This window comes from Pseudomonas sp. LBUM1668, from assembly GCF_059695715.1.
Window position 1 is genome coordinate 3,719,622 of the sequence record NZ_CP166787.1, and the last position, 26,454, is coordinate 3,746,075.

23 protein-coding genes are annotated in these 26,454 nt (G+C 58.9%); 14 read left to right on the top strand and 9 right to left on the bottom strand.

Features of this window, described 5'->3' with window-relative positions; all coding sequences use genetic code 11:
- Positions 1-3: 3 nt before the first annotated feature.
- Positions 4-654, bottom strand: coding sequence for a GNAT family N-acetyltransferase (locus ACA061_RS16670; RefSeq protein WP_007912451.1), 651 nt, complete (start codon positions 652-654; stop codon positions 4-6).
- Positions 655-982: 328 nt separating this feature from the next.
- Between ACA061_RS16670 and xthA the strand changes: the two genes are divergently transcribed.
- Entirely contained in the window at positions 983-1,795 is an 813-nt protein-coding gene (xthA, locus tag ACA061_RS16675) for an exodeoxyribonuclease III (protein ID WP_150605358.1), read from the top strand.
- 162 nt (positions 1,796-1,957) lie between these two features.
- Complete coding sequence (locus ACA061_RS16680) at positions 1,958-3,292, top strand: substrate-binding domain-containing protein (protein WP_497299651.1); 1,335 nt, start codon at positions 1,958-1,960, stop codon at positions 3,290-3,292.
- A gap of 121 nt (positions 3,293-3,413) precedes the next feature.
- Here the strand turns inward: ACA061_RS16680 and ACA061_RS16685 are convergent, their stop codons facing one another.
- Positions 3,414-4,643, bottom strand: coding sequence for an acyl-CoA dehydrogenase (locus ACA061_RS16685; RefSeq protein ID WP_150618355.1), 1,230 nt, complete (start codon positions 4,641-4,643; stop codon positions 3,414-3,416).
- A gap of 172 nt (positions 4,644-4,815) precedes the next feature.
- On the opposite strand from ACA061_RS16685, the gene ACA061_RS16690 reads away from it, so the two are divergent.
- The 3 genes from ACA061_RS16690 (at position 4,816) to ACA061_RS16700 (ending at position 7,351) form a co-directional block, all read left to right on the top strand.
- On the top strand, positions 4,816-5,751 hold the full coding sequence (locus ACA061_RS16690; protein WP_150618354.1) for a LysR family transcriptional regulator: 936 nt from the start codon (positions 4,816-4,818) through the stop codon (positions 5,749-5,751).
- 150 nt (positions 5,752-5,901) lie between these two features.
- The gene (locus tag ACA061_RS16695; protein WP_150592331.1) at positions 5,902-6,303 is read left to right on the top strand and encodes a MerR family transcriptional regulator; all 402 of its coding nucleotides are present in this window, start codon (positions 5,902-5,904) and stop codon (positions 6,301-6,303) included.
- Positions 6,304-6,451: 148 nt separating this feature from the next.
- Positions 6,452-7,351 carry a hydroxymethylglutaryl-CoA lyase gene (locus ACA061_RS16700; protein ID WP_497299652.1) on the top strand — a complete coding sequence of 300 codons (900 nt, stop codon included), beginning with the start codon at positions 6,452-6,454 and terminating at the stop codon, positions 7,349-7,351.
- Positions 7,352-8,016: 665 nt separating this feature from the next.
- Here the strand turns inward: ACA061_RS16700 and ACA061_RS16705 are convergent.
- Positions 8,017-9,714, bottom strand: a complete 1,698-nt coding sequence (locus ACA061_RS16705; protein ID WP_497299653.1) for an AMP-binding protein — start codon at positions 9,712-9,714, stop codon at positions 8,017-8,019.
- 358 nt (positions 9,715-10,072) lie between these two features.
- Here ACA061_RS16705 and ACA061_RS16710 point away from each other — a divergent pair, with 358 nt between their 5' ends.
- From ACA061_RS16710 to ACA061_RS16725, 4 genes are all read left to right on the top strand, one after another.
- Positions 10,073-11,236: an isovaleryl-CoA dehydrogenase gene (locus tag ACA061_RS16710; RefSeq protein WP_042559915.1), complete on the top strand. Its 1,164-nt coding sequence runs from the start codon at positions 10,073-10,075 to the stop codon at positions 11,234-11,236.
- Positions 11,237-11,340: 104 nt separating this feature from the next.
- Positions 11,341-12,945 carry a carboxyl transferase domain-containing protein gene (locus tag ACA061_RS16715; protein ID WP_497299654.1) on the top strand — a complete coding sequence of 535 codons (1,605 nt, stop codon included), beginning with the start codon at positions 11,341-11,343 and terminating at the stop codon, positions 12,943-12,945.
- Positions 12,946-12,958: 13 nt separating this feature from the next.
- Positions 12,959-13,774: a gamma-carboxygeranoyl-CoA hydratase gene (locus ACA061_RS16720; protein ID WP_497299655.1), complete on the top strand. Its 816-nt coding sequence runs from the start codon at positions 12,959-12,961 to the stop codon at positions 13,772-13,774.
- Positions 13,774-15,723 (top strand): acetyl/propionyl/methylcrotonyl-CoA carboxylase subunit alpha, encoded by a 1,950-nt coding sequence (locus ACA061_RS16725; RefSeq protein WP_497299656.1) that lies wholly within the window; start codon positions 13,774-13,776, stop codon positions 15,721-15,723. Before ACA061_RS16720 ends, ACA061_RS16725 begins: the two co-directional genes overlap by 1 nt.
- Positions 15,724-15,762: 39 nt before the next feature.
- Here the strand turns inward: ACA061_RS16725 and ACA061_RS16730 are convergent, their stop codons facing one another.
- Positions 15,763-16,419 carry a LexA family protein gene (locus ACA061_RS16730; RefSeq protein WP_497299657.1) on the bottom strand — a complete coding sequence of 219 codons (657 nt, stop codon included), beginning with the start codon at positions 16,417-16,419 and terminating at the stop codon, positions 15,763-15,765.
- A 130-nt stretch (positions 16,420-16,549) separates the two neighbouring features.
- On the opposite strand from ACA061_RS16730, the gene ACA061_RS16735 reads away from it, so the two are divergent.
- From ACA061_RS16735 to ACA061_RS16745, 3 genes are all read left to right on the top strand, one after another.
- A complete protein-coding gene (locus ACA061_RS16735) occupies positions 16,550-16,888 on the top strand; it encodes a DUF6124 family protein (RefSeq protein WP_042559920.1) in 339 nt (112 codons plus the stop codon).
- Between the two features lie 468 nt (positions 16,889-17,356).
- Positions 17,357-18,508, top strand: a complete 1,152-nt coding sequence (locus tag ACA061_RS16740; protein WP_497299658.1) for a M14 family metallopeptidase — start codon at positions 17,357-17,359, stop codon at positions 18,506-18,508.
- A gap of 154 nt (positions 18,509-18,662) precedes the next feature.
- Positions 18,663-19,862, top strand: a complete 1,200-nt coding sequence (locus tag ACA061_RS16745) for an MFS transporter (RefSeq protein WP_497299659.1) — start codon at positions 18,663-18,665, stop codon at positions 19,860-19,862.
- On the opposite strand, the gene ACA061_RS16750 is transcribed toward ACA061_RS16745, so the two are convergent.
- The 5 genes from ACA061_RS16750 to ACA061_RS16770 form a co-directional block, all read right to left on the bottom strand.
- Entirely contained in the window at positions 19,859-20,404 is a 546-nt protein-coding gene (locus ACA061_RS16750; protein ID WP_150618345.1) for a cytochrome b, read from the bottom strand. The genes ACA061_RS16745 and ACA061_RS16750 overlap by 4 nt on opposite strands.
- Positions 20,401-21,507, bottom strand: coding sequence for a catalase family peroxidase (locus ACA061_RS16755; protein ID WP_497299660.1), 1,107 nt, complete (start codon positions 21,505-21,507; stop codon positions 20,401-20,403). The genes ACA061_RS16750 and ACA061_RS16755 overlap by 4 nt, the downstream gene beginning before the upstream one ends.
- 120 nt (positions 21,508-21,627) lie before the next feature.
- Positions 21,628-21,813: a hypothetical protein gene (locus tag ACA061_RS16760; RefSeq protein WP_497299661.1), complete on the bottom strand. Its 186-nt coding sequence runs from the start codon at positions 21,811-21,813 to the stop codon at positions 21,628-21,630.
- 52 nt (positions 21,814-21,865) lie between these two features.
- Positions 21,866-23,200 carry an FNR domain-containing protein gene (locus ACA061_RS16765; RefSeq protein ID WP_497299662.1) on the bottom strand — a complete coding sequence of 445 codons (1,335 nt, stop codon included), beginning with the start codon at positions 23,198-23,200 and terminating at the stop codon, positions 21,866-21,868.
- Complete coding sequence (locus ACA061_RS16770; protein ID WP_497301954.1) at positions 23,197-24,777, bottom strand: amino acid adenylation domain-containing protein; 1,581 nt, start codon at positions 24,775-24,777, stop codon at positions 23,197-23,199. Before ACA061_RS16770 ends, ACA061_RS16765 begins: the two co-directional genes overlap by 4 nt.
- A gap of 268 nt (positions 24,778-25,045) precedes the next feature.
- Between ACA061_RS16770 and ACA061_RS16775 the strand changes: the two genes are divergently transcribed.
- Together ACA061_RS16775 and ACA061_RS16780 are read left to right on the top strand one after the other, a co-directional pair.
- Positions 25,046-25,552, top strand: coding sequence for a sigma-70 family RNA polymerase sigma factor (locus ACA061_RS16775; protein WP_150618340.1), 507 nt, complete (start codon positions 25,046-25,048; stop codon positions 25,550-25,552).
- Complete coding sequence (locus ACA061_RS16780) at positions 25,549-26,304, top strand: anti-sigma factor family protein (RefSeq protein WP_497299663.1); 756 nt, start codon at positions 25,549-25,551, stop codon at positions 26,302-26,304. The genes ACA061_RS16775 and ACA061_RS16780 overlap by 4 nt, the downstream gene beginning before the upstream one ends.
- Positions 26,305-26,454 lie beyond the last annotated feature (150 nt).

A 26,454-nucleotide genomic window follows, 5' to 3' on the forward strand; every position in this document is an offset into this window, starting at 1 on the left:
TCGTTATGCGGTCGCAGTTTGTAACACCTGCGGATTGGCATGGAAAAACACATGCTCGCGCACCGGGCCGACGGCAACTTCGCCGATCTCCTCGTAACCCTGTCGTTTGTAAAATTCCAGATAGCGTGGATTGCCAGTATCGAGCACTACTCCTTGAGACGTCTCGTCCACCGCGCACCAGTTGTGTACGGCCGTCAGCAGTTGCTCGCCGAAGTGCTTGCCCTGAAACTGCGGATGAATACCGAGCAGCGGCAACATGTGCACCGAATCACTCGGCACGCACGCGGCGACGGCATCGTGGTATTCCAGATAGCGCCGGGTGCAGCGAAAACCGGTGCTGAGCACCATGCGCAGGCGCCATGCCCAACTTTCGGTGATGCCCAGGCGGCGCTGCGGTGGCGCAATCAGGGCGATGCCGATCAAGCGGTCGTTGACCAGCAGGCCAATCGCGGGCAAGTCCTGAAGAAAGTGCTGCTTGACCAGCTCGCGCACCGTGGCGCGCACACGTTGCTCGTATCCGGGGCGTTCGGCTTCGAAGAGGTAACCGAAGGTCGGCTCATGGCGATAGGCCTGATACAGCAGCGATCGGGCTTCGCGGGAATAACCGCGGTCGAGCATATGAATGTCGGCGATGGCGGTCTGGGTTTCAGGCATGACAGTGATTCTCCCCTGGCACCGCTTGAATGGCGGGGCTCTTGTTGGTACGAACCTTTTGCGGGTGGTGCGGTTCCCCACAGGTATAGACCAAAGCGGGATCTTCATCGACTGAACGGACGCCATCGCTGGCAAGCCAGCTCCCACAGGTTTCTCGGGTGTTCACAAAATTTGTGTTCGCTGGAGATCCCTGTGGGAGCTGGCTTGCCAGCGATGGCGCCATTGCAGACAGCACAAATCCCACAGACCAAACCGAATCTGCTTACCCCAACACTGGCCCCCATCCCACATGTCAGCTAGCATCGCCCTTTTGCCAGGACTGCCGACCATGAAGATTGTTTCCTTCAACATCAACGGACTGCGCGCCCGTCCGCATCAGCTGGCAGCGCTGATCGAAAAACACCAGCCGGACGTGATCGGCCTGCAGGAAACCAAGGTCCACGACGACCAGTTCCCGCTGGAAGAAGTACGCGCCCTTGGCTACCACGTGTATTTCCACGGCCAGAAAGGCCATTACGGCGTGGCAATGCTCTCGCGTCAGGAGCCGATTGCTATCCACAAAGGTTTCGCGACTGACGAAGAAGACGCCCAGCGCCGCTTCATCTGGGGCACTTTCGCTGACGCCAATGGCGTGCCGGTGACGATCATGAACGGCTATTTCCCACAGGGTGAGAGCCGCGACCATCCAACCAAATTCCCCGCCAAGCAGCGTTTCTACAGCGATCTGCAAACCCTGCTGGAAAGCCAGTTCAACAACGAGCAGCCGGTGGTGGTGATGGGCGATGTGAATATTTCCCCGGAAGACTGCGACATCGGCATCGGCCCGGACAACATGAAGCGCTGGCTGAAAACCGGCAAATGCAGCTTCCTGCCGGAAGAGCGCGAGTGGATGGCCCGCCTGAAAAACTGGGGCCTGACCGACAGCTACCGCCACCTGAACCCGGACGTGACCGACATGTTCAGTTGGTTCGACTACCGCAGCCGTGGTTTTGAAGATGAACCGAAGCGTGGGCTGCGCATTGACGTGATCCTGGCGTCCCACGGTTTGCTGCCACGGGTGAAAGCGGCGGGTGTCGACTATGAATTGCGCGGCATGGAAAAGCCTTCGGATCATGCGCCGATCTGGCTTGAACTGAGCTGATCCTCTTCAAGATCAAAAGATCGCAGCCTGCGGCAGCTCCTACAGGGAATGGTGTTTTTCTGTAGGAACTGCCGAAGGCTGTGATCTTTTCCTGTGTAATGTTTTGGTCATGCGCCTGACTTAATCTCCCCGGCAATCCCCTTGGCTTCAATTGGTGCCGGCATGACCCTGCGTGTTTTATTGGTTTTTCTGTTGAGCGCATGGCTGAAGGTCTCTGCCGCTGCCCTGCCGATAACTGAAAACGGCCCGGTGTTGCGCATTCAGGGTTCCAACACCATCGGCGCCGAACTCGGCCCGGCACTGGTTGAAGGCTTGCTGCAAGAACAAGGTCTGCTGAAGATTCACCGCGAAATCCCGGACTCTGCCAATGAACTGCGTATCGTCGGCCAGACTGCGCAAGGTCAACGCGTTGTCGTGGAAGTTGCCGCCCACGGTTCGAGTACCGGATTTATCGCGTTGAAAAACGCCAGCGCCGACCTGGCCGCTTCTTCCCGCGAGATCAAGGATGGTGAGTTACAGACACTGCAATCACTCGGTGATCTGAAAAGCCCCAGCGCTGAGCAAGTCATTGCCATCGATGGTCTGGCGATCATCCTTCATCCCGATAATCCATTGCAGCAACTGGATACCGAACAACTGGCGCGGATCTTCAGTGGCGAGCTGAAAACCTGGGAAGACCTCGGCGGGCGTGGTGGCGCCATTCATTTATATGCGCGGGATGATCAGTCCGGTACGTACGACACGTTTAAGGAACTGGTCCTGAGTCGTCGTGGGAAAAATCTGAGTAACGCGGCGAAAAGGTTTGAATCCAGCGAGCAGTTATCCGACGCCGTCAGCAGCGATCCGCAGGGTATCGGCTTCATCGGCTTGCCGTACGTGCGGCAGGCCAAAGCGGTGGCGATAGCCGATGGCGCGTCGCAATCGATGCTGCCACTCAACAGTTTGATCGCCACCGAAGACTATCCGCTGTCGCGACGATTGTTCTTCTATCTGCCGCCCGACAGTCAAAACCCGTGGGCCAAGGCATTGGTGGCGTTTGCGCAAAGTCGCCAGGGCCAGGCGATTGTTGCGGCCAACGGTTTTATCAGCCAGACGGTGCATGCGATGACCGTCGCACCGAATGCGCTGATGCCCGAGGGCTATCAATCCCTCAGCCGTCACGCCCAACGCCTGACAGTCAATTTTCGTTTCGAGGAAGGCAGCGCCAGCCTAGACAACAAGGCTCGGCAGGATCTGGCTCGGGTGTTCGACTATATAAAGCGCCACGACAAAACCGATCGCGCGGTAACGCTAGTAGGGTTTGGTGACCTCAAGGACGACCCGGCGCGGGCGGACTTGCTGTCCAGACTGCGGGCGATGGCCGTGCGACGTGAACTGGTGAAAAACGGCGTGGTGCTGCGCGAGGTGCGCGGGTTTGGCGCGCAGATGCCGGTGGCGGCCAATAGTGCGGATGAAGGCAGGATCAAGAATCGGCGGGTTGAGGTTTGGGTTTATTGAGTTTCAACTGATCGTTCCGATGCAGTGCCTGAAGAAGATCAAAAGATCGCAGCCTTCGGCAGCTCCTACATTGGAATGTGTTCCCCTGTAGGAGCTGCCGAAGGCTGCGATCTTTTAGCTTTTAGCGCTCGCTACGCAGCATTTCCTTCGGCACATATTTGCCGATTTCGAACTTGCCGATTGCCGCGCGGTGCACTTCGTCGGGGCCGTCAGCCAGGCGCAGGGTGCGTTGCATGGCGTACATGTAGGCCAACGGGAAATCGTTAGACACCCCTGCCCCGCCATGCATCTGGATCGCCCGATCAATCACGCGAAGTGCCACGTTCGGCGCGACAACCTTGATCTGCGCGATCTCGCTCTTCGCCACTTTATTCCCGACAGTGTCCATCATGTAGGCCGCTTTCAACGTCAGCAGGCGCGCCATGTCGATTTCCATCCGTGAGTCGGCGATCTTGTCGACGTTACCGCCCAGACGCGCCAGTGGTTTGCCGAACGCAGTGCGGCTCACCGAGCGTTTGCACATCAATTCCAGCGCACGTTCCGCCATGCCGACCGAACGCATGCAGTGGTGAATTCGGCCTGGGCCAAGGCGCCCCTGAGCGATTTCGAAGCCGCGTCCTTCACCCAACAGGACGTTTTCGTACGGCACGCGTACGTTGTCGAACAGCACTTCAGCGTGACCATGGGGCGCGTCGTCATAACCGAATACCGGCAGCGGACGGACGATTTTCACGCCGGGGGTGTCGACCGGCACGAGGATCATCGAGTGCTGCGCGTGGCGCGGCGCATCGGGATCGCTCAGGCCCATGAAGATAAGAATTTTGCAGCGTGGATCGCAAGCGCCGGAGGTCCACCACTTCTTGCCGTTGATCACCCACTCGTCGCCATCACGCACGGCGCGGGCGGCCATGTTGGTGGCGTCGGACGAAGCGACATCCGGCTCGGTCATGGCAAACGCCGAGCGAATCTCGCCGCGCAGCAGCGGTTCGAGCCAGCGCTGTTTCTGCTCTTCGTTGGCGTAACGCACCAACACTTCCATGTTGCCGGTGTCTGGCGCTGAGCAGTTAAACGGCTCTGGTCCCAACAAAGAGCGGCCCATGATTTCTGCCAGAGGTGCGTATTCGAGGTTGGTGAGTCCGGCGCCGAGTTCCGATTCCGGCAGAAACAGATTCCACAACCCCTGCGCCTTGGCCTTGGCTTTGAGCTCTTCCATGATCGCCGTCGGCTGCCAGCGATCGCCTTCGGCAACCTGGCGCTCGAATACGGCTTCGGCCGGGTAAACGTAAGTGTCCATGAACGCGGTTACGCGCTCACGCAGTTCTTGCACCTTGGGCGAATAAGCGAAATCCATGAGCAATTACCTTGTTGGGCAGAGGTTGTTTAAGTCATGCAATCGATGCTAGAACAGCGTTGATAATTTACCTAGCCTATTCTCGGCGTGTATTAACATTCATCACCGATATATGATCGGCTGATTGTCAGCCCCTCAAACACCTGCCCTTAAAAACAAGAGAAGCCGCGTTATGAATCTGAGCAAGGTCGACCTCAACCTTTTCATCGTCTTCGACGCGATCTACACCGAAGCCAACCTGACCCGTGCCGGGCAGATTGTCGGCATCACTCAGCCAGCGGTGTCCAACGCGTTGGCGCGATTGCGCGAGACGTTTAACGACCCGCTCTTCGTACGCACGGCTCAGGGCATGGTGCCGACGCCGATGGCACAGAACATCATCGGCCCGGTGCGCAACGCGCTGTCGCTATTGCGCGTATCGGTTCAGGAAAGTCGAATTTTCAACCCGGCGCAAGCGGCCAAGACTTACCGCATCAGCATGACCGACCTCACCGAGGCAGTGATTTTACCGCCGCTGTTTCAGCGTTTGCGCCGTTTGGCGCCGACGGTAATCATTGAAAGTTTCCTGTCAAAACGTCGCGAGACCACCAAGGAACTGGCGGCCGGACGTCTGGATTTTGCCGTTGATGCGCCGCTCAACACCGACCCGCAGGTGCGTCACGTCAAGCTGATGGAAGACCGTTACGTTTGCGCAATGCGTAAGGGCCACCCGATGGCGGGCAAGGAAAAATTCTCCCTCGATGACTATCTGTCGCTGACGCACATCCATATTTCCAGCCGCCGCAGCGGCCTCGGCTACGTGGATCTGGCCTTGGGCAAAATGGGCATTCAGCGCAAGATCGCATTGCGCTCGCAGCATTATTTGATGGCGTCCCAGGTGATGCAGCAGACCGACATGGTCATGACCGTGCCGGAGCGTTTCGCCCGTCGCCATGAATTGCATGCGTTTAATCTGCCGGTCAACGATGTGCCGCCGGTGGAGACGCATCTGTATTGGCATGAGAGCACCGATCAGGACCCGGCGAATCGCTGGATGCGCGAGCAGATGATCGAGTTGTGTCAGCAGGTGACGGCGCATGAGAAGAAGCTGGATAAGCAGGTGGTTTGAGGAAAGATCAAAAGATCGCAGCCTTCGGCAGCTCCTACATTTGTAAATTTCTCCCCTGTAGAAGATGGCGGTGGCTGAGATCTTTTCGTCCTTGACGTAAACGTCAACCTGCCATTAGCTTAGCGCCAAGACCTTTTATCGAGCGCTTTCATGAGCAGCCAGACCTACAGCATTTCCGACCTCGCCCGCGAGCTGGACATCACCACCCGGGCGATTCGCTTTTATGAAGAACAAGGCCTGCTAAGCCCCGAGCGTCGCGGCCAGGAACGCATCTATTCGCCCCGCGACAAAGTCAGCCTGAAGCTGATCCTGCGCGGCAAGCGCATCGGTTTCTCGCTGGCCGAATGCCGCGAACTGATCGAACTCTACGACCCGTCCAGCGGTAACACCAAACAACTCAACAGCATGCTGGCGAAAATCAGCGAGCGCCGGGAACAGCTGGAGCAGCAGTTGCTGGATATCGAACAGATGAAGCTGGAACTCGATACCGCCGAAGAACGCTGCGTGCAGGCGCTGGAGCAGACGCTCAAGAGCCAGCAAGTCACGCAATAATCAGCCATCACTCATTTCCTGTGGGAGCGGGCTTGCCCGCGATTAGGCCGGAACATCCAGCATTAATGTTGACTGACCCGACGCCATCGCGGGCAAGCCCGCTCCCACAGGGTTCTCCACGAACTCAAAATGTAAGCAGGTCAACGCCATGTCCCTCCCCTCCCAAGTACGCCTGATCGAAGTCGGCCCGCGCGATGGCCTGCAGAACGAAGCCCAGCCCATCAGCGTGGCTGACAAGGTGCACCTGGTCGACGCCTTAAGCGCCGCGGGTCTTGGCTATATAGAAGTCGGCAGTTTCGTCTCACCGAAATGGGTGCCGCAGATGGCCGGGTCCGCCGAGGTGTTCGCGCAGATCCAGCGCAAACCCGGCGTGACCTACGGTGCACTGGCGCCGAACCTGCGTGGTTTTGAAGACGCGGTCGCGGCTGGGGTCAAGGAGGTCGCGGTGTTCGCCGCTGCATCCGAAGCGTTCTCGCAGCGCAACATCAACTGTTCGATCAGTGAAAGCCTGGCGCGGTTTACGCCGATCATGGAGGCGGCGAAACAGCATGGCGTTACCGTGCGCGGTTACGTTTCCTGTGTGCTCGGTTGCCCTTACGAGGGCACGGTCGCGCCGGAGCAAGTGGCCATGGTTGCGCGCGAGTTGTACGCGATGGGCTGTTATGAAGTGTCGCTCGGCGACACCATCGGCACCGGCACCGCAGGCGCGACTCGTCGCCTGTTTGAAGTGGTTTCGGCGCAGGTGCCAAGAGAAAAACTCGCCGGACACTTCCACGACACCTATGGCCAGGCAATGGCCAACATCTACGCCAGTCTGCTCGAAGGCATCGCGGTGTTCGACAGCTCTATCGCCGGCCTCGGCGGGTGCCCGTACGCCAAAGGTGCAAGCGGTAACGTCGCCACCGAAGACGTGGTTTACCTGCTCAACGGTCTGGGGATCGACAGCGGAATCGACTTGGACGCCTTGATTGCCGCGGGCCAGCAAATCAGCGCGGTGCTCGGTCGCCCAAGCGGCTCGCGCGTGGCCAAGGCCCGTAACGCACAGTGAGGTCAACGGTGTTACCGCTGCGTGCAGAATGTGGGCGCAAGCGAGTAACACGGAAACAAATTGTCTGGCTTTGGCCGGGCAGCAAAACCGGAAAAAACATCAAGCTGTTGATTTATAAGGGTTTTTAAAAGTTGGCACGCGTTCTGCTATCTCTATGGCATAACAAGAATAAAAAGCAGCAAACCAATAAAAATAAGACGTAACGACTCTGACATAACAAAAACAACACGGCAGAGACGCAGCTAACAGATTTTTTTGGAGAAGGTGTGCTTTTCAGGGTGCTCTCAGGAGTGACCCGCAACCGGGCAGAGAACAATAAAACTACCTTCAGGTAGCTCCCGAATCGGTTGGATCGTTTAACGAGAAAGCAGATCAGCGCTCAAAAAAATACGTTTGCTCTTGACCCCGGATGGGGGTCGCCAAAAACAGCGGTAAAGGGCCACGGTTGCCAAAAACAACAACAGACCGACCCTCAATAATAAAAAAGAGCACGCGACGACAAAATTAAAGGGGAGCCTCGGCTCCCCTTTGTGCTTTCTGCGATTCCCGAATACCCCCCAATCCCTGTGGGAGCTGGCTTGCCAGCGATTGCGGTAGATCATTCAACGTTGATGCTGGCTGACCTGACGCCATCGCTGGCAAGCCAGCTCCCACAGTGATTGTGGTTAGGGCTCAATTGTTTTCAGCTCCTCGATACTGATCTCACGCATCCTGAACTTCTGGATCTTGCCGGTCACCGTCATCGGAAACTCTTCTACAAACTTGAAATGCCGCGGCGTCTTGAAGTGCGCGATGCGCTCCTTGCACCAGGTTTGCAGCTCCAGTTCGGAAGCATTGTGGCCGGGATGAAATTTGATCCAGGCAACGATCTCCTCACCGTACCGAGAACACGGAATGCCGATCACCTGCACGTCCGCCACGGCCGGATGGGTGAAGAAGAACTCCTCCAGCTCACGCGGATAAACATTCTCGCCACCGCGAATGATCATGTCCTTGTTACGTCCGGCGATGTTCACGTAGCCATCGCCATTCATGCTCGCCAGATCGCCGGTGTGCATCCAGCCGGCCTCATCGATGGCCTCGGCGGTGGCCTGCGGATTGCTCCAGTAGCCGAGCATCACACTGTAACCACGGGTGCAAAGTTCGCCGATGGTGCCGCGCGGCACCAGGTTGCCGGCCTCGTCGATGATCTTGCTTTCAAGTTGCGGTTGGGTGCGGCCGACCGTGGTTACACGCAGTTCCAGTTCATCCGTCGGCCCGGTCTGTAGCGAAACGGGGCTGGTTTCGGTCATGCCGTAGGCGATCTGCACTTCACTCATGTGCATCTCGCTGATGACCCGGCGCATGACTTCAATCGGGCAGGTGGCGCCGGCCATGATGCCGGTGCGCAGGCTAGAGAGATCGAATTCGCCGCGCTGCGGCTGATCGAGCATGGCGATGAACATCGTTGGCACGCCGTAGAGCCCGGTGGCTTTTTCCTCGGCGACGGTTTGCAGAGTCAACAACGGATCGAACGCGTCGCTGGGGTAAATCATCGTGCTGCCGTGAGTGATACAACCGAGATTGCCCATGACCATGCCGAAGCAGTGATACAGCGGCACCGGGATCACCAGTCGGTCACGCGGCGTCAGGCCGATGCTTTCTCCGACCATGTAACCGTTATTGAGAATGTTGTAGTGACTGAGGGTCGCGCCCTTGGGGAAACCGGTGGTACCGGAGGTGTACTGGATGTTGACGGGTTGATCGAAGTGCAGGCTGTCGCTGCGCTCATGCAGTTGTTGCGCGGCGATGCTCGCGGCCATATCGGCCAGTTGCGACCACGGCAGGAAACCCGACGGCGGTTGTGCGTCGAGGCTGATCACGCCGCGCAGGTCCGGCAAACGCTCGCTTTGCAATTGGCCGATGGATTGCTCCGCCAGTTCCGGCAGCAGTCCCTGCAACATGTCGTGATAGTTGGAGGTCTTGAATGCTCCGGCACAGACCAGCCAGTTGCAGCCCGACTGCTTGAGGACATATTCAAGTTCGGAGCTGCGGTAGGCCGGGTTGATGTTGACCAGGATCACCCCGATCTTCGCGGTGGCGAATTGGGTGATGCACCACTGCGCGCAATTCGGCGCCCAGATGCCGAGTCGATCACCTGACTGCAATCCCAACGCCAGCAAGGCTCTGGCATGCAGATCCACCGCGTCCGCGAGCTGTCGCCAGGAGTAGCGCAGCTGCTGATGGCGCACCACCAACGCCTCGCCGTCCGGGTATTGCGCGACGGTCTGGTCGAACTTCTGCCCGATGGTCATCGCCAGCAAGGCTTTGTCTTGGGATCCGCGGGTGTAACTGCGCTGCGGATTTGCACTGGGTTGATCCATGACGACCCCTATTGTCTTTATTAGTGGGTTTGCCGGATTGCACTTTTTGTGGGAGCCAACTGTGGCGAGGGGATTTATCCCCGTTGGGTGGCGAAGCCGCCCCTGCATACCTCCAGACAAATCAGATTTACAGATTTCACGACTGCTTCGCAGCCGAACGGGGATAAATCCCCTCGCCACAAAAGCTCGCTCCCACATGGGGCAGTCCGTTTTCAATCTTGAACGGCCTCTACTCTCGCCTAAGTTGACGTTAACGTAAAGTGTGATTGACAGCCACTCATCGCAGGCTTACGTTAACGTCAAGGTGAGAGCTGAACCGCCGCCCTCCCCACCCTACAAAAAAGCCAAAAGGTGACCCATGAGCTACCCATCCCTGAACTTCGCCCTCGGTGAAACCATCGACATGCTGCGCGATCAGGTTCAGTCCTTCGTCGCTAAAGAGATCGCCCCACGCGCGGCGCAAATCGACAGCGATAACCTGTTCCCCGCCGACATGTGGGGCAAATTCGGTGACATGGGCCTGCTCGGTATCACCGTGCCGGAAGAGTACGGCGGCGCTGGCCTTGGGTATCTGGCGCACGTCGTGGCGATGGAAGAAATAAGCCGTGGCTCGGCCTCGGTGGCGTTGTCCTACGGCGCGCACTCCAATCTCTGCGTCAACCAGATCAACCGCAACGGCAACCACGAACAGAAAACCAAATACCTGCCGAAGCTGATCAGCGGCGAGCACGTCGGCGCGCTGGCGATGAGCGAGCCGAACGCCGGTTCTGACGTGGTTTCAATGAAACTTCGCGCCGACAAACGTGGCGACCGCTACGTCCTCAACGGCAGCAAAACCTGGATCACCAACGGCCCCGACGCCAACACCTATGTGATCTACGCCAAGACCGATCTGGAAAAAGGCGCCCACGGCATCACTGCATTTATTGTCGAGCGCGACTGGAAAGGCTTCAGCCGCAGCAACAAGTTCGACAAGCTCGGCATGCGCGGCTCCAACACTTGCGAGCTGTTCTTCGATGACGTCGAAGTGCCGGAAGAGAACATCCTCGGCGTGCTTAACGGCGGCGTGAAAGTGCTGATGAGCGGCCTCGATTACGAACGCGTCGTGCTGTCCGGCGGCCCGACCGGGATCATGCAGTCGTGCATGGATCTGATCGTCCCGTACATCCACGACCGCAAGCAGTTCGGCCAGAGCATCGGCGAGTTTCAGCTGATCCAGGGCAAAGTCGCCGACATGTACACCCAACTCAACGCCAGCCGCGCCTACCTCTACGCGGTGGCCCAGGCCTGCGAGCGCGGTGAAACCACGCGCAAGGACGCTGCCGGCGTAATCCTTTACACAGCCGAACGTGCCACGCAGATGGCCCTCGACGCGATCCAGATTCTCGGCGGTAACGGTTACATCAACGAATTCCCCGCCGGTCGTCTGCTGCGTGACGCCAAGCTGTACGAAATCGGTGCCGGCACCAGTGAGATCCGTCGCATGTTGATCGGTCGTGAACTGTTCAACGAAACGAAATGAATTTCGTCAGCGGCAAGCTGCGAGCGTCAAGCGGCAAGAGACATGCGCTCTCGCCTCAACTTGCAGCTCGTAGCTTGAAACTTGAAGCTGCTACGGAGTAGCCCATGATTCTGCACACTCAGCTCAATCCTCGTTCAGCGGAATTCGCCGCCAACAGCGCAGCGATGCTCAAACAGGTCGACGCCCTGCACACCCTGCTCGCGCAAGTCGCACAGGGTGGCGGCGCGAAAGCACAGGAACGCCACACCTCGCGAGGCAAACTGCTGCCGCGTGAACGCATCAACCGCCTGCTCGATCCGGGCTCGCCGTTTCTGGAAATCAGCCAGTTGGCCGCCCACGCTGTCTATGGCGAAGACGTTCCGGCTGCAGGCGTGATCGCCGGGATCGGCCGGGTTGAAGGCGTCGAATGCATGATCGTCGCCAACGATGCGACGGTGAAAGGCGGCTCGTACTATCCGCTGACCGTGAAGAAACACCTGCGCGCGCAAACCATCGCCCAGCAAAACCGCTTGCCGTGCATTTATCTGGTGGATTCGGGTGGTGCCAATCTGCCGCGTCAGGACGAAGTGTTCCCGGATCGCGAACACTTCGGGCGGATCTTCTTTAACCAGGCCAACATGAGCGCGATGGGCATTCCACAGATCGCCGTGGTCATGGGTTCGTGCACCGCGGGCGGCGCTTATGTACCGGCGATGGCCGATGAAGCGATCATGGTGCGCAACCAGGCAACGATTTTCCTCGCCGGCCCGCCGCTGGTGAAAGCCGCGACCGGGGAAGTGGTCAGCGCCGAGGATCTCGGCGGCGCCGATGTGCACTGCAAGATTTCCGGGGTGGCCGACCATTACGCCGAAAGCGACGAACACGCCCTCGCCCTTGCCCGCCGCAGCGTCGCCAACCTTAACTGGCGCAAGCTCGGCGAAGTGCAACAACGCGCGCCGATTGCCCCGCTCTACGCAAGCGACGAGTTGTACGGTGTGGTCTCGGCCGATGCCAAGCAGCCGTTCGATGTCCGCGAAGTGATTGCGCGACTGGTCGATGGCTCGGTGTTCGATGAATTCAAAGCACTGTTCGGCACTACGCTGGTGTGCGGTTTCGCCCATCTGCACGGCTACCCGATCGCCATCCTCGCCAACAACGGCATCCTCTTCGCCGAAGCTGCGCAGAAAGGCGCGCACTTCATCGAACTGGCTTGCCAGCGCGGTATTCCACTGCTGTTTCTGCAAAACATCACCGGCTTCATGGTCGGCCAGAAATACGAGTCCGGCGGTATCGCCAAGCACGGAGCAAAACTGGTGACCGCAGTGGCGTGCGCCAAGGTGCCGAAATTTACCGTGATCATCGGCGGCAGCTTTGGCGCGGGTAACTATGGCATGTGCGGTCGCGCCTACGATCCGCGCTTCCTGTGGATGTGGCCGAACGCGCGCATTGGCGTGATGGGCGCCGAACAAGCGGCGGGCGTGCTGGTACAGGTCAAGCGTGAACAGGCCGAACGCAGCGGCCAGGCGTTCAGCGCCGAGCAGGAAGCCGAGATAAAGCAGCCGATTCTCGACCAGTACGAAGAACAGGGTCACCCCTACTATTCCAGCGCACGGCTGTGGGACGACGGCGTCATCGATCCGGCGCAGACCCGCGATGTATTGGCCCTGGCCTTGTCCGCGTCGTTGAACGCGCCTATCGAACCGAGCCGCTTCGGCGTGTTCCGGATGTGATCGGGAGAATCTCATGAGCGATTTCAACACCCTCGAACTGCACAGCGATCCACGCGGTTTTGCGACTCTTTGGCTCAACCGTGCAGAGAAGAACAACGCCTTCAACGCCGAAATGATCCGCGAGCTGATCCTCGCCCTCGACAAGGTTGCCAGCGACGCCAGCCTGCGTTTCCTGCTGGTGCGCGGGCGCGGCAAGCACTTTAGCGCCGGCGCCGATCTGGCGTGGATGCAGCAATCGGCCGAACTCGATTATCACACCAACCTCGACGACGCTCGGGAACTGGCGGAGTTGATGTACAACCTGGCCAAACTGAGAATTCCTACCCTGGCCGTGGTGCAAGGCGCGGCGTTCGGTGGCGCGCTGGGTCTGATCAGTTGCTGTGACATGGCGATTGGTGCCGATGATGCGCAGTTCTGCCTGTCGGAAGTGCGTATCGGCCTGGCGCCAGCGGTGATCAGTCCGTTTGTGGTGCAGGCCATTGGCGAGCGCGCAGCACGCCGCTATGCCCTGACCGCCGAGCGTTTTGGTGGACAACGTGCGCGGGAAATCGGCTTGTTGTCCGAGAGCTATCCCAACGCAGAGCTTGAGCAACAGGTCGAGCAATGGATCGATAATCTGCTGCTCAACAGCCCTGCTGCCATGCGCGCCAGCAAGGATCTGTTGCGTGAAGTCGGCAACGGTGCGCTGACTCCAGCCCTGCGCCGCTACACCGAAAACGCCATCGCCCGCATCCGCGTCAGCCCTGAAGGCCAGGAAGGCTTGCGCGCCTTTTTGCAAAAACGTCCGCCGAACTGGCAAGCCGCAACCACCACCAAGGAGCCGCGTTGATGAGCGCACCTGTTCTCACCACCCTGCTGGTGGCCAATCGTGGCGAAATCGCTTGCCGGGTCATGCGCACCGCCAAGGCCCTGGGCCTGACCACCGTCGCGGTGCACAGCGCCACCGACCGTGATGCGCGACACAGCCGTGAAGCAGATATCCGCGTAGATCTGGGCGGCAGCAAAGCGGCCGACAGTTATCTGCAAATCGACAAACTGATCGCAGCGGCCAAGGCCAGCGGCGCACAGGCGATTCATCCGGGTTATGGTTTTCTTTCCGAGAACGCCGGATTCGCTCGCGCCGTCGAAGCCGCCGGTTTGATCTTCCTCGGGCCGCCCGCCTCGGCCATCGACGCCATGGGCAGCAAATCCGCCGCCAAAGCGCTGATGGAAACGGCTGGCGTGCCGCTGGTGCCGGGTTATCACGGCGAAGCGCAAGACCTCGACACCTTCCGCGATGCCTGCGAACGCATCGGTTATCCGGTGCTGCTCAAAGCCACTGCTGGCGGTGGCGGCAAAGGCATGAAAGTCGTCGAGGAGGTCAGCCAACTGGCCGAAGCCCTCGCCTCCGCTCAACGTGAAGCGCAATCGTCGTTCGGCGATTCGCGGATGCTGGTGGAGAAATACCTGCTCAAGCCACGTCATGTGGAAATCCAGGTATTTGCCGATCAGCACGGCAACTGCCTTTACCTCAATGAACGTGATTGCTCGATCCAGCGCCGCCATCAGAAAGTCGTCGAAGAGGCGCCGGCACCGGGCCTTACGCCAGAGCTGCGCCGCGCGATGGGTGAAGCCGCTGTGCGTTCGGCGCAGGCGATCGGCTACGTTGGCGCGGGCACCGTGGAATTCCTGCTCGATGCTCGCGGCGAATTCTTCTTTATGGAGATGAACACACGGCTGCAGGTTGAGCACCCTGTGACCGAGGCCATTACCGGCCTGGATCTGGTGGCGTGGCAGATCCGCGTTGCGCGTGGTGAAGCGTTGCCGATCACTCAGGAGCAAGTGCCGCTCAATGGCCATGCCATTGAAGTTCGGTTATATGCCGAAGATCCGTCGAATGACTTCCTGCCGGCTGCCGGGAGTCTGGCGTTGTATCGCGAATCCGCTGACGGCCCAGGGCGGCGGGTGGACAGCGGCGTCACGGAGGGTGACGAGATTTCGCCGTTCTACGACCCGATGCTCGGCAAGCTCATTGCCTGGGGCGAGGATCGTGAGCAGGCGCGCCTACGGCTGTTGAGCATGCTCGATGAGTTTGCGATTGGCGGGTTGAAAACCAATATCAATTTTCTCCGGCGGATCATCGCTCACCCCGCGTTCGCGGCGGCGGAACTGGATACCGGGTTTATTCCGCGTTATCAGGAGCAACTGCTGCCGGCTCCGGCCGAGTTGAGTGATGCGTTCTGGAATGTGGCGGCGCAGGCGTTTGCACAGAGCCTGCCGAGCATTGCGCGGGCTGATGACCCGAGTTCGCCGTGGGCTCGCAATAGCGGTTTGCGCGCGGGTCTGCCGCCGGAAATCACCCTGCACTTGAGTTGCGAGGGTCAGGATCGCGCGTTGACGTTGAGTACAGGTAGCAACGCGAAACTGATGGGTGAAGCGCTGATTGTCGAGCACGACGGCGTGCGTCGTGACTTACGCGCTATCCGTCAGGGCGATTCGCTGTATCTGCAGTGGGAAGGCGAGTTGCGGCGTGTCGAGTCGTACGACCCGATCAGCGCTGTCGAAGCCAGCCACAGTCATCAAGGCGGACTGACTGCGCCAATGAACGGCAGCATCGTCCGGGTTCTGGTCGAAGCAGGTCAATCGGTCGAGGCGGGTGCGCAACTGGTGGTGCTGGAAGCCATGAAAATGGAACACAGCATCCGCGCACCACACGCCGGCGTGATCAAGGCGCTGTATTGCCAGGAAGGCGAAATGGTTGGCGAAGGCAGCGCTTTGGTTGAATTGGAAGCTGTATGAAATGAAGATCGATCCTACGCTTGGCGAGGATCGATCTGATTAGAATCGCGCCGTTGCCTGAACCACTACGCCGATAATTCGACACTCATCGGTAAACAGTGCTTTCGGCCATGTCGGATTGAGCGGTACCAGGTAGCGCTGGCCGCCCTCTTCGTCGAGTTTGCGAAAAATCGCCTCATCGCTTTCCGGCCGCTGGGCGATCACCAGTTTGCCAGGCACTGCCTCCACTTCCGGATCCACCAGAATCAGCATGCCTTCAGCAATGCTTGTGCCACTGGGTGCGGTCATCGAATCACCCGTCACCTTCAGCCAGAACGCAGCACCTCGGGCGTGATAATCCGTCAGTTCGAAGCGTTGTTTGTCTGTCGGCACATACGTGGGCTGCCCGCTTTCGCGCACTTCGCACGGTGCTCGCCAGTCGCTGACCGGGTAACGGAAGTACGGGTTGTACTTCTGCGCCAACGGCATCTCATCATCCGGCGCCTCTTGCGGCTCGCGGATCAGCAGCACCACTTCCAGATAATCCATGCCCAGCGCTTGCAGCACGCGATTCATTTCAGTGATGCCCGGTTCCCTACGTTTGTTCAGCCAATGACCGATCCCTCCCTGGGACATACCGACGCGCTCTCCGAGCACTGTTTGAGTGATTTTGAGTTCACTCATCTTGGCCTTGACCAACTCAATCCATTTATCCATGTGCAGCACCTTACGCGGACGCCTTCAGCGCGGCAAAACACAAATTGTAGTATTTAATTATTAGTGACAACTACATTTCGTACTATTCTGAAAGCACGGATTTTCAATTGAACAAGGAGCGGTCGTCATCATGAATATCAGCAGCAAAGACTTGCCCGATCTGCAAATGGACACCACGTTCACCTCGCCACAAGGCAACGCCGCGGCACAACGAGCACTGGACTATTACTTGAAACCAGCTGTGTCAGAGCCCGAGGTCGATGAGCGTTTCTTCGATGTGAGGCGCCATCTCAGCGGCGAAGAAGCCCTGGTCCACGCCTCGGATCTGCTGCGATGCGCGGCAGCCACCGCGTTCAAGGCAGCAGAAAACCTGCAGGGCGCGAGCCGTGACCTGGCATTTTCGGTGGTGCACATGGTGGATATGGCGCGGGCGATGGTCGACCACTCGCTCGATGGCGAAGAAACCTGAGGGCGAGAAAGGAAAGAATTTTCCAATCGCGCAGATGAAAACATTTGACTTGCAAATGATAATGATTATTATTGCATGCAGCTGGTCGCGAGATCAGTCGATGGACCAGAGACCTTAGGTCGGTCTTCTGGCCTATCTCCTCATCAGGCTAATCACGGTTTTTGACCCGGCTTTTTGCCGGGTCTTTTTTTGCCCGTTTTTCGGGCTTATGGCTTCAGGCTAATGAAGTCTTTGGATGCTGCAAATTCGATGGCGCGGATAATATCAAAAGAATATCGATTGGCAAGACAAGCCCGGCTGCATTGGGGAAAACTAACAGCAGATAGCACTTGAGAATCAATCGCATACACTCTAAGCTGCATCCGCGTCATGGAGGACGCCCCCGCCTCCACCCCACAATTCCCCTCGGTTTCACGCCTGTCTTGTGTGTAAAGTAACGGCCATAAAAATCATATTCAGGAACCGATTATGACCGTGGCCAAATCTTCGTTCGACATCAGCGCCAACTTCGACAGCGGCAATATCCAAGTCATCGATATCAGTAATCCGCTCAACCCGGTTCTGGCCATCCGCCCGGACACCCGCAGCGCGCATTTCCAGTGGTTTCACTTCAAGGCCAGCGGCTTGCATGTCGGCCAGGAGCACTGGTTTCGCCTGAACAACGCCAGCCAATCCACTTACAGCAAAGGCTGGCCAGGCTATCAGGCAGTGGCCTCCTACGATCACGTCAACTGGTTCCGTGTGCCGACGATATTCGAAGGCGACTGCCTGCGCTTCTCCCTTGAAGCCACCCAGACCCACGCCTGGTTCGCCTACTTCGAACCCTACAGCCGTGGCCGTCACGACTGGCTGATCGAGCAGGCCCTGACCAAAGCCGGCACCGAACTGCTGGCTACCGGCAAGAGCGTCGAAGGCCGCGACATTCAATTGCTGCGCAAAGGCACAGGTGCCGAAGGCCAGCGCAAAGTCTGGATCATCGCCCAGCAACACCCGGGCGAACACATGGCCGAATGGTTCATGGAAGGCGTGATCGAGCGCCTGGAAAGACACGATGATCCGGTCATGAAAAAATTGCTCGCCAGCGCCGATCTTTATCTGGTTCCAAACATGAACCCGGACGGCGCTTTCCATGGTCACCTGCGCACCAATGCCATGGGCCAGGACTTGAACCGCGCCTGGCAGAACGCCACTCAGGAGGTCAGCCCTGAAGTGCTTTTCGTGCAGCAGCAAATGGAAAAATACGGTGTCGATCTGTTTCTCGACGCCCATGGCGATGAAACCATCCCGCACGTATTTACCGCCGGTTGTGAAGGCAATCCGGGCTACACACCGCGCATCGAGAAGCTCGAAGAGCACTTCCGCAGCCACTTGAAGCACACCACCAAAGACTTCCAGACCAAGTACGGCTACACCCGCGACGAACCGGGCCAAGCCAACATGACCCTGGCGTGCAACAGCGTCGGCCAGAAGTACGATTGCCTGTCGCTGACCCTGGAAATGCCGTTCAAGGATCACGACGACCATCCAGATCCACACACCGGCTGGTCGGGCAAACGCTCCAGGCAATTGGGCAAAGACGTGCTGACCACTATTGCCGACATGGTCGACACCCTGCGTTGATCCCCCGCTCCCGGTAATCCGCAAAAGATCGCAGCCTGTCTGCGATCTTTTGTTTTGTGCCATACACAGCCTTGCTCGATCAGGTTGCAAAACGAAACCAGATTACCTACTGTGGATTCTGGTTTTAATTTGCAACCTAAAAGGGAATCCGGGCATGAAACCTCATTCACTCAACAACAGCGTGGTGCTGCTCTTTGCCGTTGCCTGTGGTCTGGCCGTGGGCAATGTGTATTACGCGCAACCGCTGCTCGACGCCATGGCCGAAGCCTTCGCCATGTCGCCGGCAACCATAGGCATCGTGATTACCCTGACTCAGGTCGGTTACGGCGTAGGTCTGATACTACTAGTGCCGCTTGGCGATTTGCTCAACCGACGACGATTGATCGTCGCGCAGACGCTATTGTCGGCCGCAGCGTTGTTGATGATCGCAGTGGCACCCAGCAACCTGTGGCTGTTGATCGGCATGACCTTGACCGGCCTGCTCGCCGTGGTGACGCAAGTGTTAGTGGCTTATGCTGCGACGCTGGCGATCCCGGCACAGCGCGGGCGTGTGGTTGGCGTGGTCACCAGCGGCATCGTGGTCGGCATATTGCTGGCGCGTACGGTCGCAGGCGCAATGGCCGATCTGGCTGGGTGGCGGGCAATTTATCTGCTGTCGGCGGGGCTGACGTTGTTGATGGCTTTGCTGCTGTTTCGTGTGCTGCCCAAAGATGAAAACCCACAACCGACGACAACCTATAGCGCCTTGATCATCTCGGTATTCAGTCTGTTCAGAGAAGAGCCGGTACTGCGTCAGCGCGCAATGCTGGCCCTGCTTACCTTCGCCAGCGCCATGGTGCTGTGGACGCCGATGGTGCTGCCGCTAGCCGCCCCGCCGCTGTCGCTTTCCCACAGCGAAATCGGATTGTTCGGACTCGCCGGGGCCGCAGGCGCGCTGGCCGCCGCCCGTGCCGGGCATTTGGCTGATCGCGGTCTTGGCCAGTGGGTCAGCGGTTTATCGCTGTTGTTGATGCTCGGCTCGTGGCTGCCGATCGCCCTCACTCAATCCTCGCTGTGGGCGTTGCTGCTCGGTGTGATCACCCTGGATCTGGGCTTGCAAGCCGTGCACGTCACCAGCCAAAGCATGATTTACAGCGTGCGCCCGGAAGCACAAAGCCGCCTCACCGCCGGTTACATGTTGTTCTATTCGATCGGCAGCGCACTGGGCTCAATCGGCTCGACCGCCATGTATGCGTGGGCCGGATGGATCGGTGTGTGCTGGCTGGGCGCGGGCATCAATGCCATTGCGCTGGCGTACTGGTACCTGACTTTGAGAAGTGGCGCATCTTCACAATGCGCCACTCAGACCGGCTAACGACGATCACGCCCGCGCAACATGCTGTCGAGCACCTCGTCGCGGCGCACCCAGCCATGGAACAGCGCCGCCGCCAGGTGCAGCAGCACCGTCAGAAACAACAGATACGCAAGATACCCATGGGCCTTGCGCAGCAGCGAAAACAACTGCGCATCGGCCGGCACAATTGCCGGTAACTGCAGCGAGCTGCTGAGCATCACCGGCTCGCCCGACGCACTGATCATCGCCCAACCCAGCAAAGGCAACACCAGCATCAGCGCATACAGCAATACATGCGAAGCCTTGGCCGCCATCACCTGCCAATCCGGCAAGTCGGCCGGCAGCGGTGGTTGCCGGGTGGAAAATCGCACCAGCAGACGCACGATCACCAGCGCCAGAATTGCAATACCCAATGGCTTGTGCAGATGGATCAGCCATTCATGGCGCTCGGAAACCGAAGTGACCATGCCGGCGCCAATAAACAGCATGGCGATAATCATCAGCGCCATCAGCCAATGCAGCAGCCGCGCCAGCAGCGCGAAATGGGTCGGTTGAGCGCTCATGGGCGAGCCTCCTGTTTGGCGGCGGGCAACTGGCTGACTTCGCTGGTGCGTCGCAGGTAGGAATCGGCGTAACCAGCGGAGCGAGCCGCGAGCAACGGATCGTCGGAACCTTGAATGCCGGCCGGCAGCACCAACGGATCGTAGTTGATGTCACGGCACTCACCGCTCAGTTGCGGTTGGGTTCGCTCCAGCACCAAGGTGCCGGCGTTCAAAACCTTGCGCCCCTCGGGCCAGGTTTTGCTGGCGTCGTTCACCGGGTCATCGGCATTGGCCAAGGTAATGTTCAACTGAAAACGCAAAGGCGCGGAGGCCAAACGTCGCACCAGGTCTTTCTCCAGAAAATCCCCACCCTCAGGCGCGGTGGCACCCGCAGCGTCCTGCGCCAGGGGTTTCATGCTCCAGCGCACAGCCTGTTTTTTGCCGCTGGCGTCCACCAGATAGAACGCGTTAACACTGTTATAGGTTTCAGTGGCGTAACTGGCGGACGGCTTGGCGGTCTTCACCCAAGTCAGAAACGGCACGGCTTCCGGGTGCGCTGCAAAAAATGCGGGCACCTTGGTCGGATCCGGTTTGCCGGTGGCCGGATCCGGCGACTGCGCCTGCTGCAACTGATAGAACGCCTCAGGCGTGCCAACCGGGAACACCGGCATGCTGTTCATCCCGGTGCGCCATTGCTGACCATTGGCCTGAGTGAATCGCAGCGCCAGGCTGCGGATCGGCACGCTGCTGTCCGGTGCATAAGGATTGCCCGCCGGCAGCGCAAATCGCCCGACCACTGGCGTACGCGGGTCGTTGAACACCTGCGCGGTGGAAAACACTCGCGCCTCGCCACTGCTCTCGAAATGCCCGATCACGCACACGCCTTTGGCGTGATTACGGCGAAATCCGGGATGCACGCCGTTGTTCTTTTCCAGCAAATCGACCAGCGCTTTGGGCGTCAGACGTTGTGGGTCAAAGGTGCCATGAACGTAGGCAAACGCCCCGGCCACGGCGGCGACTACCACGGCAATGGCGCCAAGGCGGAATATCAGGCTCGCGGCACTCAATGGCGGGCGCTGCGGCCCGCCGGGTGGTGCAGCGTTGGGAGAGCTGCGATCTACCATGAAAGACTCCAGGGCCATCGGCCATAGGGAAAGGTGCTATGAGACGTACGCCTCGTAGGATTATTCCCTTTGAACTGTAGTTTCTTTCAGGTCACTGCGTTTGCTGATGCGTTGAGCACGTTAAATCTGCTCAAAACGTGGTTTGCGCTTCTCCAAAAATGCCTGGATGCCTTCCGCATCATTGTCCAGGCCTCGCAGGGAATCGTGGAGTTCACCCATCATTTGGTGACTCAAGGCATTGCGGGCTCGTGGGCGATTGAGCCGGCTCAGCACAAGTCGTCCGAGTCTTTCGATCGATATGTTCATGTTCGTTGCCTTCCCTGGATTAAGTAACACTAAGAAAAATATCGACGCGGTGTCAGGAATCCCAGATAGCGCCGTAGGCAGGGATACCCCTGGCCTCCATTTCCTCGACCACGCGTTCCGTCAATGTCTGATTGGATATGCAAATCACTGCCTCCGCGCCGAACGACTGCAGCGCGCAATACGCCAACTTCACCAGGTCGGGTTTGCCTGAAACATCGGTGTCCCAGATCAATGCATCGGGCTGCGCCGCGAGAATTTCGTCCACCAGTGCATCGCCATAAGTGGCTCTGGGACTTCGGGTCGACCAGATCAAGCGTATGGGTATTTGTTTGGCCAACAAGTGCGGCAACACCGGGCCAATCCCGCTGCCGGTGGCGATATACACCACTGCTTTGAACAACGTTTCAATGTGCGCCACCCCTGCGGTGGTAATGCCTTTGACCCAGACGTGGGTCGGCGCCTGCTCAATGAAGTCGCCCGTCCAGTCACCCGCCCGGGAAATGATCAGTCGGAAACCTTCCTCCCCCGGAGTAGGAATATTGGCGAACGAATGCCATTCCCACAGTGGGTTGCGACTGATAGCGGTGGCTGAGCCGGCAAACGGTGTGTCGTGATCGAACTGGACTATCACCGCGTGTGAGGAAAGTGGCACCACACTGACAGGGACTTGGCGCAACCGCAGCCACGGCAAGGTAATGCTGAATGTCACCAGCAACAGCATCCAGAACGAGGCAGATTGCGAGAGGACATCCGTTAGCGCAGCCGTAGGATGTTGATCCCTGACAAACACCAGTGTCATCGCCCAGAACATCGCGAGAGCGGCCCAACCGGCGAAGCGGTGGGTGCGTTCGAACGCATTGTGAAAACGCGCGCGAATGATCGGTAGCGCCATGATCGCCACCAGTAAAAGCAGCCCGAGCAAGCCACCGCTCAGCCCGATCAAGGTCAACGAAACGCCGCCCGGCCCTTCGAATTGCAGCCAGATCATCGAGCCGAACAACAGCGCAAACCACACAATGGCTGCCATCGCGCCACCACTGTGCAGACCACCAAAATGGTAGACCTTGGCCAATGACCGGCGAATCGCCAGCGGCCAGGACGTCGGCGCCCGGGTCGCCAGCCAGAACAAGCCATTGATGACGTACTGCTGACGAATCAGTATCGCCATCGACAAGTTCGCGACGACCAACCCAGACAGAGTTTGCAAAGCGACGCCTGAAGTCGTCCACCACTGCCCGGTTTTCAAACCGTAAACCAACGCGGCAATGTTGCCGGCGAACACCAGCAACACCAGACGGTTGTAATGCGAGAACATCGGCAGCGTTCCCAAACGCCGCCACAATGCGCGCCGGGCCGGTAACACGAACGTCGAATCCGTGCCGTTCATGCCTGCACCTGCTGCTCGGCGCGAGCGTGTTGTGCCTGATGCGCCACGGCCCACTCAAGCAACAAACGCTTGTCGACCTTGCCTCGGGAGGTCAGCGGAATTTGATCCACAGCAAGAATCAACGATGGCACGCAATAATAAGCCAAGCGCTCTTCGCAACGTTTGCGCGCAACTTCAACGTCTGTGACGGCGGGATAGACGAAGGCCACCAGATGGCGACTGTCGAGCTTGAGGGTAACTGCTCGCTCACAGTTCGGCACGGACTCCAGTGCCGCTGACACCGAGTCAAGTTCCACCCGAAAACCCCTGACCTTGACCTGATCATCGACACGCCCCAGGTGTTCGAGCTCACCGTCCGCCGTCCAGCGTCCCAGGTCCCGAGTGCGGAACATCAAACGTCCCTGCCCCAGAAACGGATCGGGCCGATAGCGTTCGTTGGTCAGTTGCGGATTTCCCAGATAACCGGCGGTCACGCAGTCACCGCCCGCCCACATCTCACCCTGCTCGCCCGGAGCGCAGAGCTGTCCGGCGTCGTCGAGTACATAAACGGTGTTGTTGGGCGTTGGCTTGCCGATCGTCAACGCACCCGCGCCGCGATAGTGCTGCATGGTATTGACGATGGTGGTCTCGGTCGGCCCACAGGCATTATAAAAAGTGCAAAACGCCGCCCAGCGATCTGCCAGCGGTTGTGGGCAGGGCTCGCCAGCCAGAGCAACCACTTTTACCTGTCTGCAACGAGCAGGATCGAGCGTAGCGAGAATCGACGGCGTCGCAATCAGCACGTCACAGCGCTCGGCGGTTTGCGCGATGTCTTTGCCCCGGATCAACAGCGTCGCTCCGTTGGCCAGACAACCCAGTACTTCCCAGGCCGCCATATCAAAAGCGATGTTGAGGATCTGGCCAACCTTCAGGCCCGGTCGCATACCCAGATTGCCGGGCTCGGTCAGCAAAATATTGCACACATTACGTTGCGTCACGCGAACGCCATTGGGCAGTCCGGTGGTGCCCGAGGTGAACAGGATAAAGCACAGTGAGTCCGGCGATGACGTCGCGCCACACCTATTCAAGTCGTCGCTGGCAACGCTCGCCACCTGAATGAATTCATCCAGGTGGATGCACTGTTGATCCGTTGTCAGAGGAATCGCCCGCGCCAGTTCGGACAGTGTCAGTACGACCCGAACCTGAGCGACGGCCATGATATGACTCAGCTGCGCAGCGGGGGTGATGCCGATGTGCTGAGGAATATAGGCCGCCCCGGTTTTCAGCACGGCCAGCATGCCCACCAGCATCGGGATCGAACGCTCGACAAACAGCGCCACATGATCGCCCGGGCCCACACCCTGCTTGAGCAATGTCGTGGCGAGTCGATTGGCCTGGCGGTTCAACTCGCCGTAAGTGATGGACTGGCTTTGATATTCGGCCGCGATTGCTTCAGGCCGGCTGGCTGCTTGAAGTTCGATTGCACGATGGATCAATGTAGCGTGAGGCTTGACGCTCGGACCGCAGCCGAAGTGTTGCCATGGGTTGGGCTCAACAAACGGATTCGGCTTCGCGTTCGATGTCGACCGGTTATTCATCGCAAATGCTTGCATGGGACTTCCCTTTCCTTTTCTCAACGATTTATTTTTCACGTACGGCTCCGCACCCGTGGGTTGCGCCGGTAGCCGAACGTGATTGGCAAATGGGTTGAGCAGGGAAAGTGGAATCCATTACACGGCTTACAAATCGCAGCGAACTATCCTACGAAGAAGGGATAAAAATTTTCAAACCGGTGGATGGAATAACCATCCTTGAGGGACGTCTTTCTTCTCAACATCGCCTTTCGGCAAAGAGCAGCCCCTCGCCATGAACGAGCTAGACGAACAACTGCGTGAACTGATCCCCCGGTTACGGCGCTTTGCCGTGTCGTTGACGCGCAACAGCAGCAGCGCCGACGATCTGGTGCAGGCTTGCCTTGAGCGGGCCCTGTCGAGTTGGGGCGGCAAGCGCGCTGACGGGGATCTGCGTGCCTGGCTGTTTTCGATCCTCTACCGGCAGTTTCTCGATGCCCATCGCCGCTCCCGCCGTTATGCGCGGATGCTCGAGTTTTTCACCGGTCGCGACGATGCCGAACCGTCGACCGAGCGCACCGTGATCGCCCAATCGACCCTGCAAGCGTTCGACCGACTGCCCAGCGAACAGCGCGCGCTGCTGCTGATGGTCTCGGTTGAGGGCCTTTCCTATAAAGAGGTCGCCGAGATTCTCGACGCCCCGATCGGCACCGTGATGTCACGCCTGTCCCGCGCCCGCCAGGCTTTGCGCCAACTCAGCGACGGCGAAATCATCAGTCCTTCTTTGCGGATACTCAAATGATCAGCATGCCTCCCAGCGAGCGCGACCTGCACGCCTACGTCGACCACCAACTCAGCGACGCCGACCGGCGCTTGCTGGAAACCTGGCTCGGCAACCATCCAGACCAGGCCGCTCAGGTGCGCGCCTGGCAACAGGACGCCCAGCAACTGCGTGCGGCACTGAGCGGCGCCTTGCAGCAACCGGCCAATCCAGCGCTTGATCCGACGATGATTCGTCAGCGCCGCCAGCGTCAGTCACGCCGCCATCTGGCCAGCGCAGCGGTGTTGCTGATCGCGGTGAGCGTCGGTGGTTTCAGCGGTTGGCAGGCACGGGAAATGACCTTGGTGCGCGCCTCCGTGTTACCCATGACCGACGCCTTGCAAGCGTATCGGTTGATTGCCCAGCAAGGCATGCTGCCCGCGGATTACAAGGTCGAGGGTGCTGGCGACATGCAGCGCTGGCTCGACCGCTATTTCACTCGGGTCGGTCGCTTGCCAGATTTGGCGGCGGCGGGGTTTGAACCGGTCAGCGGACGCTTGCTGAGTACCGATGAAGGGCCGGCGGCGATGGTGATGTATGAGGATGCGAGTGGGCACAAGGTCAGTTTTTATGTGCGACCGCCTGGGCCAAAAAACACCTTCTTGCCCAGGGGCAGTCGCAGTGATGGGGATTTGCAGGCGGACTACTGGTCAGGCGGTGGTTACAACTATGCGATGGTCAGTCCGGTCGATACACCGGCCGCGCCACTGCTCAAGCAATCGCTGCAATTCTGAAAATCAACGCGGATTCCAATCTGGAATCAGCCTGCCGGCGATTGGGTGCGCCGCTTATTATCAGGTTGTACACGCCGCACAATTGTTCACTGACCGCCCACTCTCGAGCGGCTGTGCTGGAAGGCTCGTTCCGCGACTGGTTAAACTATG